Here is a 15,625-nt window from a genome sequence, read left to right as displayed (position 1 = left end):
AAAAATGAAAAAATATTCTGTAGCAGTAGTAGGCGCAACTGGCGCTGTGGGTGAAGAGATTTTTAGAGTGCTTGAAGAGCTTGATTTTCCAGTAGGCGATGTTTTGCCACTTGGCTCAGCTCGCTCAGCTGGCTCAGAAATCGAGTTTAAGGGCAAAAAATATAAGGTAAAAGAGCTAAGCGAGAGCACATTTAGCGAGCATGAGGTGGATATTGCGTTTTTTAGCGCAGGTGGTTCGGTGAGCGAAAAATACGCAAAATTCGCAGCAGAAAGCGGCGCAGTCGTCATCGACAATACTAGTCATTTTAGAATGCAGCCAGATGTGCCACTAGTAGTGCCTGAGTGTAACCCAGACGATGTAAAAGAGTGGAAAAATACCGGAATAATCGCAAATCCAAACTGCTCAACAATCCAAATGGTTCAGCTTTTAAAACCGCTAAATGATGCTTTTGGCATTCGCCGTGTGGATGTATCTACCTACCAAGCAGCAAGTGGTGCTGGCAAAGAGGGCATGGAAGAGCTTGTTTATCAAATGCAAAAGTTCTTTGAGTTTAAGCTTGATGAGTGTGAGCCAAAGGTTTTTGCCCACCGCCTTGCGCTTAATGTAATTCCGCATATTGATGTGTTTTTGGATAATGACTACACAAAAGAAGAGATGAAAATGGTAAATGAAACCCAAAAAATCCTTCACAAAAAAATCGAGGTTTCAGCCACTTGCGTGCGTGTACCAGTGCTGCGTAGCCACAGCGAGGCTATTACAATTCACTTTGAGCGTGAGGTGGATGCAGCAGCTGCAAGAGAGGTGCTAAGCAAAGCTCCAAGCGTGGTAGTAATCGATGAGCCAAGCAAGAAGCTATATCCAATGCCAAGCATTTCAAGCGATACAAATGAAACTTATGTAGGTAGAATTCGCTCTGATAATTTTGATAAAAAGATTTTACACCTTTGGTGCTGCGCTGATCAAATCCGCGTGGGAGCTGCGACAAATGCTGTAAGAATAGCGCAAATCTGGGCTGGGGAGAACTAAAATACTAAAAATGATAAATGATTTGGATTTGTCTCACTGGCGAGAACTTGATATTTTAACCGATGATTTGTGGCTCTTTGCTAGTAGGGATAAAACTGGTAAGCATAAAAATATTTATCACGGAAATTTTATCCCACAAATTCCATATCAACTAATCTCTCGCTTTACAAAAGCAGGTGAGGTAGTGCTAGATACCTTTTGTGGCTCTGGTACTACGCTTTATGAGTGTGAAAAACTAGGTCGCAAATTCATAGGACTTGATTTAAATCCGCAGATTTTAGATTTTGTAAGCTCTCAAATGAAAGAAAGTAAAAGTGATTTTTATAGATTAAAATTACGCGATAATACCGATGAAAATTCTAGAATTCTAGAATTCTAGATTAAAGGCAATTTATGCTAAATCTAACTTATGATGAAGCCATAGAACAAATAATGCTAAAAAACGGTGTTTTTGCTAGTTTCAAACAACTTTATAACGACATTTGGCTTTTTAAAGATAAGAATAGCAGAAAAACACCAAATAACACAATTCAAGAGCGAGTTCAAAGATCTAACTTGATGATTTACTAAAATCTGCTAAATTTTCGCAAATTTTTCTTAGTTACAACAACGAAGGAATTATAAGTCCAGATGAAATAAAAAAAACTATGTCAAAATACGGTAAATATGAGTGTTTTACCAAAGAATACCGCAGATTTAAAGCAGATAGTAAAAGAGAACATAAAGCAGATAGTGTAGTAGAATATCTACATTTTTTAGAAAAAATATAAATATTTTTAAGATAAAATTTTTAAAATTATTAAAATCTAATTTAAAAGGTAAAAAATGATTTTTATTGATGCATGTTTGGGTAAAGAGACTGAGTATACGCCTGTTTGGATGATGCGCCAAGCTGGTAGGTATTTACCACAATACCGTGCTTTGCGAGCTACTACAAGCGATTTTATCAGCTTTTGTAGAGATAGCGCAAAGGCAGCCCAGGCCACTTTACAGCCTATTGATGAGCTTGATGTAGATGCGGCTATTATTTTTAGCGATATTTTGGTGCTGCCGCTTGAAATGGGCATGGATTTAAGCTTTAAAGCTGGAGAAGGCCCTGTTTTTGCCAAGCCGCTAAGCGAGCTAAAAGCCCTTGATAAACTAAGTGGCGATAGAGCAGTAGAAAAACTAAGCTATGTCTATGAAGCTCTAAAAATCGCTCGTGCTAGCCTTGCGCCAAACAAAGCTCTAATCGGCTTTTGCGGTGCGCCTTGGACTTTAGCAACTTACATGATAGAAGGCCGTGGCTCAAAAACTTATGAGAAAAGCAAAAAAATGCTTTATAGCAATCCGCAGCTGCTTCACTCTATTTTGCGAAAGCTTACAAACGCCCTAAAAGACTATGTTTGCGAGCAGATAAAGGCTGGTGCAAATGCTATTCAAATCTTTGATAGCTGGGCTGGGGCTTTGGAGTTTTCGGCTTATTATGAGTTTGCGTGGAGCTATATCAAAGAAATCTGCGCTCATATCAAAAAAGAGCATCCAAATGTGCCTGTGATCGTCTTTCCAAAAGGCATAGGTGGATTTATCACAAAGCTTGATGGCGATTTTGATGTGCTTGGAGTTGGCTGGGAGTGCGATATAGCAAGCGTGAAAAACTCTCTTGGAGCTAAATATGTGCTTCAAGGCAATCTAGAACCAGCAAGGCTATTTGATAAAATGGCTATCGAAGACGGCGTTGATGAGATTTTGGGCGTTATGGGTGGCAAAAGACACATTATGAATCTAGGTCATGGTATCACTCCAGATGTGAGCGTAGAGCACGCAAGGCATTTTATCAACTACACTCGCTCACGCTCAAAAGAGCTGATAAAAGGTAAAAAATAGTGGCTATTATCTTTGGTCCTGTGGCATCTAGACGTTTTGGTAGCTCGCTTGGCATTGATCTAAGCCCAGAGCAAAAATGCTGTAACTTTGACTGCCTTTACTGCGAGCTAGCCCCTGCAAAAGTGAGGGGCAATATAGCAAATCCGCCAAGTGTAGAGCTTGTAATAAGTGAGCTAAAAAAGGCTATATCTACGCACGGCGCAACTGATGTTATTACGCTTACAGCAAATGGCGAGCCGACCTTATATCCATATCTAAAAGAGCTAATCACACAAATAAATGCTATAAAAAGCACGCAAAAAGTGTTAATTTTAAGCAATGGCTCTGGGGCGATGGATAAAGGAATTCTAGAAAGCCTTAAAGAGCTTGATATTGTGAAATTTAGCCTTGATAGCGCAGATCCGCTTACTTACAGAAAGATCGACCGCACACTTGCTAAGCCTGATTTAAGCACGCTTATAGCAAATATGAGCCAGTTTGCCCGTGAGTTTAAAGGCGAGCTTGTGATGGAGGTTTTGGTTTTAGAGGGTCTAAATGACAGCGAGCGTGAGTTTGAGCTTCTTAATACTGCCTTTAGCAAAATAAAGCCAGCAAGGGTGGATATCTCAACGCTTGATCGCCCACCAGCCTACGCAAATGCCAAGGCTATAAGCGAAGAAAGGCTAAGAGAGTTAGCCTCGCTCATAACAGCTGCGCCTGTATTTGTCGCTACTAGAAAGGCACCTGCTAGCATGAAAGAGCTTAGCAAGAGTGAAATTTTAAAGCTTTTAGCACTTCGCCCACAAAGCGTAGCTGATATAGAGAGCGGCTTTTGTGAGAGTTCAAAAGAGATTTTAAAAAATCTGCTAAACTCTGGGCAAGTCGCCATACACACCTGCGCCGGCGTGGAGTTTTATAAGCTTAAATAGCATGGGAATTCTGGATTTTTTGGGCTTTAAAAGATATGAAAATAAATAAAATTTTTGCTCTTTTGCTTGTGTTTTTTAGCCTATGCGCTGGGCAAAACGAGCTAGAACTAGCAAAAAATGCCTACGCACAAAGAGATTTTAAAAAAGCTTTTTTGCTCTACCAAAAGGGCTGTGATAAGGGCGATTTATACGCTTGCTACGCTCTAGCTCTTGCTTACAGGGACGGAGACGGCGTGGCAAAAGATAGCAAAAAGGCTTATGAAATGCTTGATAGCCTTTGTGCCAAAAGCGTCTTTGGTGCGTGCTTTAGCCTTGGGGATTTTTTTGAGCAAGACTATCGAAAGGCAAGCCTGCTATATCAAAAAGCCTGCGATGGCGAGCATATCGGTGCTTGCTACAAACTAGCTACTTTGCTAAGAAGCCACGGCGAGAGCCAAAAAGCCCTAAGGCTCTATGAGAAAATATGCCAAAGTGGCGAGGCAAATTCTTGCGCTTTCGCTGGCGAAATATATAAAAAGTCAAACACTACTTTGTCACAAAAATACTATCAAAAAGCCTGTGAGCTAGGCTTAATGCTAGCTTGCGAAAAAGTGAGCGAGTAAAGGCTATAGGGAATTCTAGATTTTAGCTTGGGAATTCTAGTTTTTGCTAGGGAATTCTAGAATTCCCTACTATGTCATCCCCCAGCTGTTTTGTGTCATCCTCGGGCTTGACCCGAGGATCTCTATATGGAATTCTAGATTATTTGTGATGAGATCCTAGGGTCAAGTCGGGGGATGACACAAGGCTTAGGAATTCTAGAATTCCTAGTGATTTTTGCCTAGGAATTCTAAATTTATCCTTAGGAATTCTAGATTTTATTGCTAGGAATTTTAGATGTTTGCTCGCTTTAGTGGGGCAAACCCCGCTGCTTTTTATAAGAGCTACGCCCTAAACCCCCACTCTTTATCTGCGTTTTTGTGGAAATTTTAGTCTTAGGAATTCTAGAATTCCTAGGTAAAATACCCCCTAACCCCAAAACTAGAATTCCTTAAACTAAAATTCCCTAAAAAAATTCTAGAATTCCCTAGCAAATTCTAGAATTCCCTAAAAGCTATTATTTTTGTTTTGCTCTTAGTTCGCGGCTTTCTCTGGCTTGTTTATCAAGCTGGCGTTTTTGTATGCGAAGGATGTGATCTTCAAGCAAGATTATTGAAAATGTCCCCTCAAACACACGCACTTCATTTACAGAGCCCACCACTCGCACATCTTGCTTTTTGCTCTCGCTAAAAAATGCATTTGCCTCAAAATCTATAAAATCGCCGATTCTAACAGGGCTTAAAAAATTTACTTTTGAGGCTACTGAGATTTGATATTCTTTGTTTATAGCCACTTGCGCCGCCCAGCTAGCTGCTGTGTAGACAAAGCCATTAAACGCCAAGCCCTCTGAGTCATAAGTCATATCTTTTGTAACTCTAAAACGAGTTTTAGCATAGTCTTCTCTTGCAGCTACTACCATACCAGCAAAAGTCTCATCCAGGATGGAGTTTATCCCCATATCGCCTTCATAGGCTTCTTGTTCCTCCTTGGCTTCGTCAGCCATCACATTTTGCGGTTCTTGTTCTTCTTGGATTTGCTCTGCCATTTTCTTACCTATTTTAGTTTGATATATGCTCTTTTTGGCGCAGGATAGCCCTCTATGGTAAGCCCATCGCTACCCATAAAATCATTTAAGCTCTGTCCGCCTATCCACTGTGTTTTGCGCTGTTCGTTTAAGTCTGTATCGCTAGTAAAAAGCAGCTCAAAGCTACTAAATCTAGCCCTAGCCGCCCAGCCCTCAAGCGCCCTTAGGCTAGGGATAAAATACGCATTGCTCATTTTAGCATAGCTTTTAGCGGGGCTTAGCACTAGCTCATCGTCTCTGTCTATAATAAGCGTATCAAGTATAAGCTCTCCATTTTTGGCTAGGGCTGATTTTAGCTGTTTTAAGGCAGAAATCGGATCGCTTCTGTGATAAAGCACACCCAGGCAAAAAATCAGCTCAAATGCTCCATTTTTCGCCGCATAAGCAGGCAAATCCTCCACCCCCAAACGCTCAAAGATAATGCTAGTTTTTAAAAAATGATTTATAAAAGCAAACTGCGAACTAAAAAGCTCTGATGGATCAAAGCCCACAATTTGCCTTGCGCCAAGAGCATTTAGGCGAAACATATAATAGCCGTTATTACAGCCCACATCAGCTATACGCTTGCCGTTTGCCTCAAAATGCGGTAAAAGAGCATTAAACTTCACAAAACTTCGCCACTCGCTATCGATAAAAAGCTCTGCTAGCCTAAAAGGACCCTTTCGCCACGGCATAAGAGCCTTAGCAATGCTCTTAATCTCGCTCTCATCGCTAAGTCTAGCAAAATCTAGCTCCACGCAATCACCAAAACTAGCACTTTTTAGCTCAAAGTCCAAAGCATCTAAGCGAAGTTTTAGCTCGTCGTAGTTCATATTTTTGCTTTTTTTGGCAGATTTTTACTCGCCAAAATCCTTTGTTTCTTGGTTGTCTTGCTCTTCTTTTTTATTTGCTAGCTCCCCAGCTCTAGTGGCTTCTTTAGCAGCTTTTGTGGCTCGTTTTCTTGCTTGCTCTTCTTCTTTTTCAAAGTCTTCTTCAAGCTTGTCTATTGCAGCCTCGTCTCTTGCGCGCTCTTGATTTGCCTTTTCTAGTTCTTGCTGGGCTGCTGTTTTTTTGGCATTTACTAGCTTTTTAGCATCGCTAAACTCAATGATATTTGGCTCGCAGCCCTCATGATAAACTCCAGCTGCGTCATAATAAGCTTTGCAATCATTATAATAAGTGCTCGAAATTCCACGCTCATTTAGATAACAAGCACTAAACACAAGTGGCAAAGCAAAGATAAAAGCACGCATAAAATCCCCAAAATATCTTAAAATAACTCTAGAATTGCTAAAACTTTTTTAGGGAATTCTAGATCTAGGGAATTCTAGAATTCCCTAAAAAGCCTTAGTCTTGCTGGCGTCTTATATAAGCTGGCTGGTCAAGGTCTACTTTGTCCAAATCTACCTTGCGAGATGGTGAGGTACTATAAAAACTTGAAAACAAATCATCAGTACCTGTTTTTTGTAATTTTTGTGGTTCTGGTTTGTCAAGTTTTTCTTCTTTTCCATCAAGTCCAGTTGCGATTATAGTTACCTCTACAGCATCTTCTGGCATTTTTGAGTCAGTCCAAGTACCAAAGAATACATCCGGATCTTCTCCATCATCACCGATTAGACCATTTAAGAATTCCATTGCCTCATAAACATCATCAAATGGATGGCTTGGGTGCATTTTGAAGTTTGCTATAAGACCTCTTGCGCCTTTTAGTTCTATATCATCTAGTAAAGGCGACTGGGTAGCGTTTTTAACAGCTTCTTGCGCTGAGCCCTCTCCACTAGCCTTGCCCATACAAAGCAAAGAACTGCCACGGTGGCTCATAGCAGTTTTAACATCGTTAAAGTCTATGTTTATATCGCTCTCGCCTGATTTTAGGATTACAGCACACATTCCGCTAACTGCATCGCTGAGCACTTCATCTACGATTTTAAAGGCATCTTTTATGCCAGCACCCTTCATAGCCACACTGCGTAGCTTTTCATTTGGGATTACGATGATGCTATCACATTCTTTGCGAAGTTCTTTTAGTCCTTCTAAGGCTGTGTTCATGCGCTTTTTCATTTCTATTTTAAAAGGGGTAGTAACTATAGCTATTGTAAAAGCACCTACTTCTTTTGCGGCTTTTGCGATAACTGGTGCTGCACCTGTGCCAGTGCCTCCACCAAAGCCAGCTGAGATAAATACTAGATTTGCTCCATCTAAAACCTTTGTGATTTCTTCATAGCTTTCTTCGGCTGATTTTTTACCCATTTCGGGGCGTGCTCCAGCACCAAGACCGCCTGATGTGCGCTCGCCTAGTTGTATTGTAGTGTGTGCTTTTGAGTTTATCAAGGCTTGAGCATCAGTATTTGCTGAGATTAGCTCTAAGTTTTCTAGCTCTTCTATAGCACCTTCACGGACAATGTGGTCTATCATATTTCCACCGCCACCGCCTACGCCAATAACCTTGATTTTTGCCTCAAAAGCAGATTTTTTTGCTTCTTCTATTGTAAAACCCATTTTTCACCCCTTAAAATAAATTTTTGATTTTGTTTATGACTTTATCAGTCCAATAATTTTTAGCTTTTTGTGCTTTTTGTGGCACTTCGCTTTCTATTCTTAGGTTTAAACTCTCATTTACCTCAGTTTCTTCAAACATCGGCTCATTATCACCAAACTCCGCAAACTCAGCACCCTGGCTAAGCCCATTTTCATCAAAACCATCGCTCTCGCCATGGTAGCGCATCTTGCGCTCACTATCTATCTCATAAGGCGTAAAATGCCCTGCTCCATACAAGCAAAGACCAATAGCACAAGAATACATAGGCTCTTTAAATCTATCATCAAGTCCTTCTATATCACTAGGGCGAGCTATGCGAACTGGTAAGCGGTCAAAGATAAGAGTTGCGATTTCTCTAAGCCCCTCGATCTTTGTCATACCGCCAGTTAGCACCACACCTGCGCTGATAAGATGTCTGTAGTTTGAGCTACCAAGCATCTCAGCTAGTATTCTCATAGTCTCATCTACTCTTGCCATGATGACATCTTGAACTATAGATACAGATACAGATCTACTAGCATTCTCATCACCGATATCAGGCAGGTCTATTTGCCCCTCTACCCTAGAGCGAAGTGAGCCGTATTTTATCTTTACTTCCTCAGCCTTAGCAATTGGCGTGTGAAGCGCAGCTGAGAGATCAGTGGTAATAAGCGTAGACCCCACTCCCAAAAAATCACTATAGCGGATAGAGTTTCCTGCGTGGATTACCATATTACAAGTAGCACCACCTATATCAATAAGTGCAGCTCCAAGTTGTTTTTCATCCTCATTTAAAGTAGCAATGGAGCTAGCATAGCCACAAAGCACGATATTATCAGCCCTTAGCCCTGCTTTTTCTATGGCTTTGCGCAGATTTACTACAGCTGCTCTTTGAACTGTGATTATCTGCGCTTCTACTTCAAGACGAGAACCACTCATACCAAGCGGGTCTTCGATATTATCTTGGTCATCAAGCTTAAAGTTATAAGGCAGCACATGAATCGCTTCATACTCATATTCTATCTTTGCTCTATAGCACAAATCTTGCATTAGCCTTTCAATCTGACTTATGGTTACATCTTTGTTTGGTATATTTACCATGCCCTTGCTATCAAGGTTTTTTGATTTGCCGTTAATAGATACTATTACTTTATTATAGTTTGTCCCAGCGATGCGAAGTACATCATTTACCGCTGTTTGGATAGAGCTTGCAGCTAGCTCTATATTTTTGATTTCGCCTTTTTTGATACCTTTTGACTCAGCACAACTTACTGCTATAATAGATACTTCGTTGCTGGCATTTAGCTCTGCCATTGCTGCGCATATCTTTGTAGAGCCGATATCTATACCTAAGATTTTAGCTGACACTATTTGCCTTTCTATTTATAATACTTTTCAATTTTATATCTCTTAGCAAGAGAGCTTAATAAGCCATTTTCTAGCTGAGAGTTTTTTAAAGCCGCAGCATTTGAGCTAAAAGCGATTTTAAAGGTGTTAAATTTCTCAACATCAAGCAAATTTTGCTTTTTTATTTCATAAGCTACCGCCATATCATTAAAGACGATATAGCCATCTTTTGCGTTATTTGAGAAAATTTTATTTATGAGAGCTACGCTATTTTCTGCACTAAGTCCTAAAATCTCAGTATCGTTTTTTGATACTTTTGCGCTTAGATTAAAGTCAGCTTTGTTATTTAGAGCTATTTTTGCGCTTTCTTCTAGGGCTTTTTTGTTTTTGCTTGCCATGACCGAGGCTTTTACTTGCTCTTTTGCTTCTTCATAGCTTTTTGGCTGTGGTTTTATGATATTTTGAACTTTTACTACCATAAAGCCGCCATCACTCTCCATAGGTTTTAGCACCTCGTCCTTTTTAGCTTTTTTTATCTCATCTATATTTAGATTTTTGCTATCTTCATTTGAAATTAGTAGAGTGCTTGCAGTTGCGTTACTCTCGCCTTTTTTGATTTTTACATATTCTTCAAGGGCAGCTCGTTTAGCATTTTTTAGGGCAAAGTCAGCTATAAGAGCAGGTTTTGCATCCTCAAAGCTCATTATTTTATCTTCGCCATCTCTGTAATCGCCACGATTTTCTTCATAAAAGGCTTTTAGTTTTTCATCGCTAGCATTTTCTTTGCTAGCTGGGATAAAGTAGCTTAAAAGCTCGTATTTTTGGCTAGTAAGATATAAATCCTTGCTTTTCTCCCAGCTTGCTTTTAGCTCATCTTCGCTTACTTCTATCACAGATGCTGTGATGATTTTTGCTGATATTTCATCGTTTAATAAAGCATTAGCGGCTATTAGCTCGGTATCAATCTCATTTGCGCTAAGGTTAAATGCTCTAAAAAGCTTAGATAAAATAAGCTTGTCTTTTAGCTCGGCTTCATATGCGCTAGGTGTTGTGCGAAGTGATTTTAGCACACTTTCATATTGTTTTACATCAAAAGCACCATTTGTTTGAAAGCTAGGTGTAGCTACTAGCTCAGCTATGATTTCATCATCATTTGCGCTAAGTCCAAGCTCGCTAGCATAATTTAGCAAAAGACTTTCTTGAATAAGGCTATTTAAAGTAGCTTCTTTTAGCCCCATTTGCTGGGCTTCTTCATCGCTTATATCTCTACCAAGATTATTTGCATAAAAGCTATAAAGCCTAGAATATCCGCTTTGAAACTTTTGCATGGTGATATCTATATCTCCTACTTTTGCTACTGATGTGGCACGAGATTTGTTAAAATCATACGCTCCCCAGCCCACAAAACCAGCACCCACAAAAGCTATCGTGCTTATCCAAATAGTAACGACAAGATACTTCTTGTGCTTTTGCATCCAAGTTATCATAATAAGCAATCCTTTTAATTTAGAGCGGAGATTTTAGCTTATTTATGTTTAAATTTCTATAAAATTTCACGGATTTATTAACGGAATTTATGAAAAATTAATGATTTTTTCACATATTTTCACAGGATTTGGTAATTTCAATAAAATTTGACCTAGGAATTCTAGAATTCCTAGATAAAATTTCATAACAATTCTTAGGAATTCTAGAATTCCTAGATGAAATTTACGCAGAGATTTCTTTTATATCAGCGATTTTGATAAAAGCCTCATAAATACCGCCAATTAGCGCAATGCGGTTTGCTTTTTTGCGCTCATCAGGGTCATTTATCATTACGCTATCAAAGAAGCTATCAATATCGCCTTTTAAGCCAAAAAGCTCGCCCAAATACTCGCTAGGCTTTGAAAAATCTAGCTTACAAGCTCTAAACGCAGAGTAAAGTGCTTTTTCGCTCTCATTTTCTAGCAAGCTCTCATCCACTGAGCCGATTTTAGCCTCTTTTAGGATATTTGCAAGTCGCTTAAAGGTATCAAACCAGACCTCAAAACCATCAGCACGCACGATTATATCAAGCGCACGGATATTTGCATCAAGCTGGACTAGGTCGCTTACACCAGCGTTTATGCAAGCTTTTATGATAGATGGATTTATTTCATAAAGCGCGTAAAGTCTATCAAGGATGAAATCATAAAGCGTCTCTAGCTCAAAGCTTTTATAATTTTTGCTTAAAGTTGCCAAAAGCTCTTTTATATCAAAGTTCACACCAAGTTTTAAAGCAATCTTAATAACGCCCAAAGCCGCACGGCGCAGTGCATACGGATCTTTTGTGCCACTTGGGATTTTATTTATACTAAATAGAGCTAAAAGTGCATCAAACTTGGCACTCATTGCCACAACAGAGCTAAAAGCATTGCTAGGAAGCTCGCTCTCATCGCTATTTGGCAGGTATTGCTCCCTGATTGCTTTACAAATTAGCTCATTTTTGCCAGCGTGCTTTGCGTAGTATCCACCCATGATGCCTTGAAGGTCGGTAAACTCATATACCATAGCTGTAGCAAGATCAGCTTTTGAGAGCATAATAGCTTCTTTTAAAAGCTCCTTGCTAGCACCAAGAGCCTTTAGCTCACTGCTGTAAATATCAGCTAGAACTGCGCTTATTTCGCACTCTCTAAGCTCTTTATCATACACTGAGCCTAAACCTGCTAAGTAGGTTATATTTTTTAGCTTCTCGGCGTTAAATGGATTTTTTAGATCGCTATGCCAAAAAAACTGCGCATCGCTAAGTCTTGCACGCAATACTTTTTCATTACCAGCTACAATTAGCGCGCTATCTTTTGCAGTAGAGTTTGCCACTACTACAAAGCGGTTTGCTAGGCTACCATCATTATTTAATAGGGCAAAATACCTTTGATTTTCTTTCATTGAAGTAATAATTACTTCTTTTGGCACTTCTAAAAACTCTTTATCAAAGCTTCCTAAATGAGCGTTTGGATACTCAGTGATCGCTACGACCTCAGCTAGCAGCTCAGCATCACGCTCTATTTTTAGCCCACTTTGTTTTTCTAGCTCGTCAAATTGCGCTAGAATTCTAGATTTTCTCTCTTCACTGCTTAAAATCACAGCATTTTTTTCTAGCACTTCAAAATACTGCGCTGCTGTATCAAAGCCCACTTTATCATAGCCAAAATCCCTATGAACAAAAGTAGCTTTATTTGAGCGAACCCCAAAAAGCTCGCACTCTAGTAGCTCATCATCAAGCAGCACTACTAAATTTCGCAGTGGACGGATAAAAGCGCAGTCCTTATCACCCCAGCGCATAGTCTTACCAAAGCTAAGTGAAAGCGCAAAATCCTCTATAATGCTAGCAAGCACGCTTTTTAGGCTAACACCCTTTGCTATGCTTTTGTGATATAGTACTTCTTTGCCTTTTATTTCTTTAAAAGCTAGTTCGCTCTCGCTAATGCCACATTTACTAGCAAAGGCAAGGGCTGCCTTGCTCCATTTGCCATCACTATCAAGGGCTACATTTTTTGGAGCGCCTATGTTTTCTACTTCTTTATCAGGGGCAAACTCTGCTAGTTCTCCACTTAGCACGATGCGTCTTGGGGTGTAATCAAGCTTAAAATCAGCTTTGAAATTATGCTTAGCTAGTGCTGCGTCCCACTTTGGTAAAATATTATCAAACTCCCGTAAAAACGGCCACGCAGGCAGTTCTTCAACACCTAATTCAATCAAAACTTTCATATCAAATCCTTTTTTAAATCGCAAATTGTAGCAAATTTTTTTAAAATTTCGCAATTTTTAAAATTGCACGATTAAAGCATTATGATCTGAGCTTTTAGTTTTATAAACCCAAAAATCAGCACTCACAGCACGCGCTAGGTCATTTTTTATCATTATATGATCTATTGTGCCGCCACTTTTGTATGAATTCCAGCCCTTTTTATACTGCCAAATGCTTGTATAGTCATTTTTTAGCTCTTTTAGTAAAAACTTATCATCCCAGTTACTATTAAGATCACCCAAGATTATAGCATTTTTTACTCCGTGTACTGCTCTTAGCATTGTTTTTGCGGCATTTAGCCTTTTTTCTAGCGAGTTTTTCATAGCTGGAAAATGCGCGCCAAAAATATTTAGCTCGCGTCCAGCCTCACGCACTTTAATTTGCAAAATCGGCCTAGTTTTCACCCTTGGCACAGCGTATTCTTTTACGCTTAGAATTTGTTTTTTTGAGAGATAGCCAAGGCCAACTGGGGCTTTATCGTTGCCTCTGCTAAATACGCTATATTCATATCCTGTGCGGCTAGCTAGTTCTTTTAGCACACGCTCATTTTCGATCTCTAGTAGCAAAATCACATCAGCGTTAATTTCTTTTATATCCTTGCTAACAGCAGCGATTTTTTTCTCATATTTTTCTTTATTCCAGTTTTTTTTGCCACCTTTTTTAAAATCAGCATACTCAGTCCCATCTGTTTTATCATCAAAGAGATTTTGGACATTAAAGCTTGCTATTAGTATCTTTGCGCTAAGCAAGCTTACAAAAAATAACGCTAAAACTAAAATTCTCATTTTATACTCTTTCTTAAATTAAAGTGCTTAAAGTTTTGTCTAATTGCCTCATAAGTAATAATTCCCACGCTTGTAGCCAGATTTAGCGAGCGACCCTCGGGGCTCATAGGTATTGTTATACAGCGGTTTTCATTTTCTTTTAGCAAGGCTTGGGGCAGCCCCGCATCCTCCCTGCCAAAAAACAAATAATCCCCAGGCTCAAAACTAGCCTCAAAATATAGAGTATCTGTCTTTGTCGTAGCAAAAAAACTGCGCTTCCCTGCAGCTGCATTTTTAGCATAAAACTCGCTTAAATTCTCATAAATTCGCACATCTAGCCTCGCCCAGTAATCAAGTCCAGCTCTGCGCAAATGCTTATCATCAATAATAAAACCAAAGGGCTTAATAAGATGCAAAACACAATTAGCATTTACGCACATTCTGCCTATTGAGCCTGTGTTTGTGTGAATCTGTGGTTCAAGTAAAACTATATTAAACATCTTTCGCTTTCTTTATGGAATTCTAGAATTCCCTAGAATAAATTCCAAAATTCCCTGCAAAATTTTCCAGAATTCCCTAAGGAATTCTAAAATTCCCTAGAATAAATTCCAAAATTCCCTAAAAAATCTAGAATTCCCTAAAAAATTCCCCAAGGAATTCTAGAATTCCCCAGAAAACGGCAATTCTAGCATTGTGGTGCTAGTATGACAAAAGGCAGCGAGTGCGCCGCAGGGATAGAACATATAGTTCATCTGGGGGCGCACGCAGCTGGCTTTTTTTATAATAGTGCTGCAAGGCGAATTGCCAACTAGCCTAGAATATCACGGTTTTGTTTTTATACACAAAAACTCTCTCATCAAAAACCAAATCAAGCGCCCTTGTAAGCACGACTTTTTCTATATTTCGCCCTGCTCTTCTCATATCTTGCCAGTCCATTTCGTGATTTACTAAGACCACATCTTGGGTGATAATTGGCCCCTCATCAAGGCACTCAGTTACAAAATGCGCCGTAGCACCTATGATTTTCACACCTCGCTCGTAGGCTTGTTTATACGGATTTGCACCGATAAAGGCTGGCAAAAACGAGTGATGGATATTTATAATTTTTTCTTCGTAGTTTAAGACAAAATCACTACTTAAAATTCTCATATATTTTGCCAAGATAAGATAATCAAAATTAAACTTTTTAAGCTCATTAAGCACCATTTTTTCATGCTCTTCTCGCCCCACTCCATCGCTTGGCACGCAGATAAATGGCACATCAAACTTACTAGCAAACTCGCGCAAGTCTTCGTGATTTGCCACCACAGCTAGCACATTTGCGTTTAAATCACCGCTATTTTCTCTAATCAAAATATCACCTAGGCAGTGATTTTCTTTTGTCGCCATGACAACTATATTTTTGCGCCTTATCTCCTCGCAAAATACCTGCGCCGAGCGTGGCAAAAAGGCTAGCAGAGTGTTTACAAAACCCTTTACCTCAAGTTCTCCATCTAAAACCGCTCGCATATAAAATCTATGATTTTCGTGGTCAACAAACTCATTTGTGCTAAGGTAATTTAGCCCATTTTTTACGACTATTTCGCTAATGCGAAGTATTAGCCCCTTTTCATCATCACAACTAACTTTTAAAATATATTCCATTTTTTTACCTTAAAAAAACTGCGATTTTATGAAGATTTTGCTTAAAAAACAAGAAATAAAAGTAGTAGGAATTCTAGAATTCCTAGTAAAAAATCTGCCAAATCTAGAATTCCTAGCTAGGAATTCTAGATTTTAAAAGC

General features: G+C 39.4%; 17 protein-coding genes. 7 read left to right on the top strand and 10 right to left on the bottom strand.

From position 1 onward, the window contains the following. Positions 1-4 precede the first annotated feature (4 nt). The 7 genes from PTQ34_RS02955 to PTQ34_RS02925 all read left to right on the top strand — a co-directional run bounded on the left by PTQ34_RS02955 (position 5) and on the right by PTQ34_RS02925 (position 4,403). Positions 5-1,027 carry an aspartate-semialdehyde dehydrogenase gene (locus tag PTQ34_RS02955; RefSeq protein WP_273931996.1) on the top strand — a complete coding sequence of 341 codons (1,023 nt, stop codon included), beginning with the start codon at positions 5-7 and terminating at the stop codon, positions 1,025-1,027. Positions 1,028-1,037: 10 nt separating this feature from the next. Next, on the top strand, positions 1,038-1,406 hold the full coding sequence (locus PTQ34_RS02950; protein ID WP_273931995.1) for a DNA methyltransferase: 369 nt from the start codon (positions 1,038-1,040) through the stop codon (positions 1,404-1,406). 14 nt (positions 1,407-1,420) lie between these two features. Then, the gene (locus PTQ34_RS02945; protein WP_273931994.1) at positions 1,421-1,597 is read left to right on the top strand and encodes a hypothetical protein; all 177 of its coding nucleotides are present in this window, start codon (positions 1,421-1,423) and stop codon (positions 1,595-1,597) included. Positions 1,598-1,674: 77 nt separating this feature from the next. Then, entirely contained in the window at positions 1,675-1,797 is a 123-nt protein-coding gene (locus PTQ34_RS02940) for a hypothetical protein (RefSeq protein ID WP_273931993.1), read from the top strand. A 55-nt stretch (positions 1,798-1,852) separates the two neighbouring features. Further along, the gene (hemE, locus tag PTQ34_RS02935) at positions 1,853-2,893 is read left to right on the top strand and encodes a uroporphyrinogen decarboxylase (RefSeq protein WP_273931992.1); all 1,041 of its coding nucleotides are present in this window, start codon (positions 1,853-1,855) and stop codon (positions 2,891-2,893) included. After that, complete coding sequence (locus PTQ34_RS02930; protein ID WP_273931991.1) at positions 2,893-3,801, top strand: radical SAM protein; 909 nt, start codon at positions 2,893-2,895, stop codon at positions 3,799-3,801. The genes hemE and PTQ34_RS02930 overlap by 1 nt, the downstream gene beginning before the upstream one ends. 35 nt (positions 3,802-3,836) lie before the next feature. Further along, entirely contained in the window at positions 3,837-4,403 is a 567-nt protein-coding gene (locus PTQ34_RS02925; RefSeq protein WP_273931990.1) for a tetratricopeptide repeat protein, read from the top strand. Positions 4,404-4,897: 494 nt separating this feature from the next. Here the strand turns inward: PTQ34_RS02925 and PTQ34_RS02920 are convergent, their stop codons facing one another. The 10 genes from PTQ34_RS02920 to purU form a co-directional block, all read right to left on the bottom strand. Further along, positions 4,898-5,425: a hypothetical protein gene (locus PTQ34_RS02920; protein ID WP_273931989.1), complete on the bottom strand. Its 528-nt coding sequence runs from the start codon at positions 5,423-5,425 to the stop codon at positions 4,898-4,900. 8 nt (positions 5,426-5,433) lie between these two features. Beyond that, entirely contained in the window at positions 5,434-6,276 is an 843-nt protein-coding gene (gene cmoB, locus PTQ34_RS02915) for a tRNA 5-methoxyuridine(34)/uridine 5-oxyacetic acid(34) synthase CmoB (protein WP_273931988.1), read from the bottom strand. A 24-nt stretch (positions 6,277-6,300) separates the two neighbouring features. After that, entirely contained in the window at positions 6,301-6,696 is a 396-nt protein-coding gene (locus tag PTQ34_RS02910; protein WP_273931987.1) for a hypothetical protein, read from the bottom strand. 94 nt (positions 6,697-6,790) lie between these two features. Further along, positions 6,791-7,942: a cell division protein FtsZ gene (gene ftsZ, locus PTQ34_RS02905; RefSeq protein WP_273931986.1), complete on the bottom strand. Its 1,152-nt coding sequence runs from the start codon at positions 7,940-7,942 to the stop codon at positions 6,791-6,793. A gap of 10 nt (positions 7,943-7,952) precedes the next feature. Beyond that, positions 7,953-9,329, bottom strand: coding sequence for a cell division protein FtsA (gene ftsA, locus PTQ34_RS02900; protein WP_273931985.1), 1,377 nt, complete (start codon positions 9,327-9,329; stop codon positions 7,953-7,955). A gap of 11 nt (positions 9,330-9,340) precedes the next feature. Further along, on the bottom strand, positions 9,341-10,795 hold the full coding sequence (locus PTQ34_RS02895) for a peptidylprolyl isomerase (RefSeq protein ID WP_273931984.1): 1,455 nt from the start codon (positions 10,793-10,795) through the stop codon (positions 9,341-9,343). Between the two features lie 223 nt (positions 10,796-11,018). Continuing rightward, positions 11,019-13,037: a glycine--tRNA ligase subunit beta gene (gene glyS / locus PTQ34_RS02890; protein WP_273931982.1), complete on the bottom strand. Its 2,019-nt coding sequence runs from the start codon at positions 13,035-13,037 to the stop codon at positions 11,019-11,021. Between the two features lie 57 nt (positions 13,038-13,094). Further along, positions 13,095-13,862 carry an endonuclease/exonuclease/phosphatase family protein gene (locus PTQ34_RS02885; RefSeq protein ID WP_273931980.1) on the bottom strand — a complete coding sequence of 256 codons (768 nt, stop codon included), beginning with the start codon at positions 13,860-13,862 and terminating at the stop codon, positions 13,095-13,097. After that, a complete protein-coding gene (locus tag PTQ34_RS02880; RefSeq protein ID WP_273931979.1) occupies positions 13,859-14,341 on the bottom strand; it encodes a tRNA (cytidine(34)-2'-O)-methyltransferase in 483 nt (160 codons plus the stop codon). Before PTQ34_RS02880 ends, PTQ34_RS02885 begins: the two co-directional genes overlap by 4 nt. 313 nt (positions 14,342-14,654) lie before the next feature. Further along, positions 14,655-15,485: a formyltetrahydrofolate deformylase gene (purU, locus tag PTQ34_RS02875; protein WP_273931978.1), complete on the bottom strand. Its 831-nt coding sequence runs from the start codon at positions 15,483-15,485 to the stop codon at positions 14,655-14,657. Positions 15,486-15,625 lie beyond the last annotated feature (140 nt).

This window comes from Campylobacter magnus (genome assembly GCF_028649595.1).
GTDB lineage: Bacteria > Campylobacterota > Campylobacteria > Campylobacterales > Campylobacteraceae > Campylobacter > Campylobacter magnus.
The sequence above is the reverse complement of the archived record's forward strand: the minus strand, read 5'-3'. Positions and strand labels throughout refer to the sequence as shown.

Coding starts and splice junctions, on each gene's coding strand:
- PTQ34_RS02920 (WP_273931989.1), bottom strand. CDS start 5,425: ATGGCAGAGCAAATCCAAGAAGAACAAGAACCGCAAAATGTGATGGCT.
- PTQ34_RS02950 (WP_273931995.1), top strand. CDS start 1,038: ATGATAAATGATTTGGATTTGTCTCACTGGCGAGAACTTGATATTTTA.
- PTQ34_RS02910 (WP_273931987.1), bottom strand. CDS start 6,696: ATGCGTGCTTTTATCTTTGCTTTGCCACTTGTGTTTAGTGCTTGTTAT.
- ftsZ (WP_273931986.1), bottom strand. CDS start 7,942: ATGGGTTTTACAATAGAAGAAGCAAAAAAATCTGCTTTTGAGGCAAAA.
- hemE (WP_273931992.1), top strand. CDS start 1,853: ATGATTTTTATTGATGCATGTTTGGGTAAAGAGACTGAGTATACGCCT.
- PTQ34_RS02880 (WP_273931979.1), bottom strand. CDS start 14,341: ATGTTTAATATAGTTTTACTTGAACCACAGATTCACACAAACACAGGC.
- PTQ34_RS02955 (WP_273931996.1), top strand. CDS start 5: ATGAAAAAATATTCTGTAGCAGTAGTAGGCGCAACTGGCGCTGTGGGT.
- PTQ34_RS02940 (WP_273931993.1), top strand. CDS start 1,675: ATGTCAAAATACGGTAAATATGAGTGTTTTACCAAAGAATACCGCAGA.
- glyS (WP_273931982.1), bottom strand. CDS start 13,037: ATGAAAGTTTTGATTGAATTAGGTGTTGAAGAACTGCCTGCGTGGCCG.
- PTQ34_RS02945 (WP_273931994.1), top strand. CDS start 1,421: ATGCTAAATCTAACTTATGATGAAGCCATAGAACAAATAATGCTAAAA.
- PTQ34_RS02925 (WP_273931990.1), top strand. CDS start 3,837: ATGAAAATAAATAAAATTTTTGCTCTTTTGCTTGTGTTTTTTAGCCTA.
- PTQ34_RS02885 (WP_273931980.1), bottom strand. CDS start 13,862: ATGAGAATTTTAGTTTTAGCGTTATTTTTTGTAAGCTTGCTTAGCGCA.
- PTQ34_RS02895 (WP_273931984.1), bottom strand. CDS start 10,795: ATGATAACTTGGATGCAAAAGCACAAGAAGTATCTTGTCGTTACTATT.
- cmoB (WP_273931988.1), bottom strand. CDS start 6,276: ATGAACTACGACGAGCTAAAACTTCGCTTAGATGCTTTGGACTTTGAG.
- purU (WP_273931978.1), bottom strand. CDS start 15,485: ATGGAATATATTTTAAAAGTTAGTTGTGATGATGAAAAGGGGCTAATA.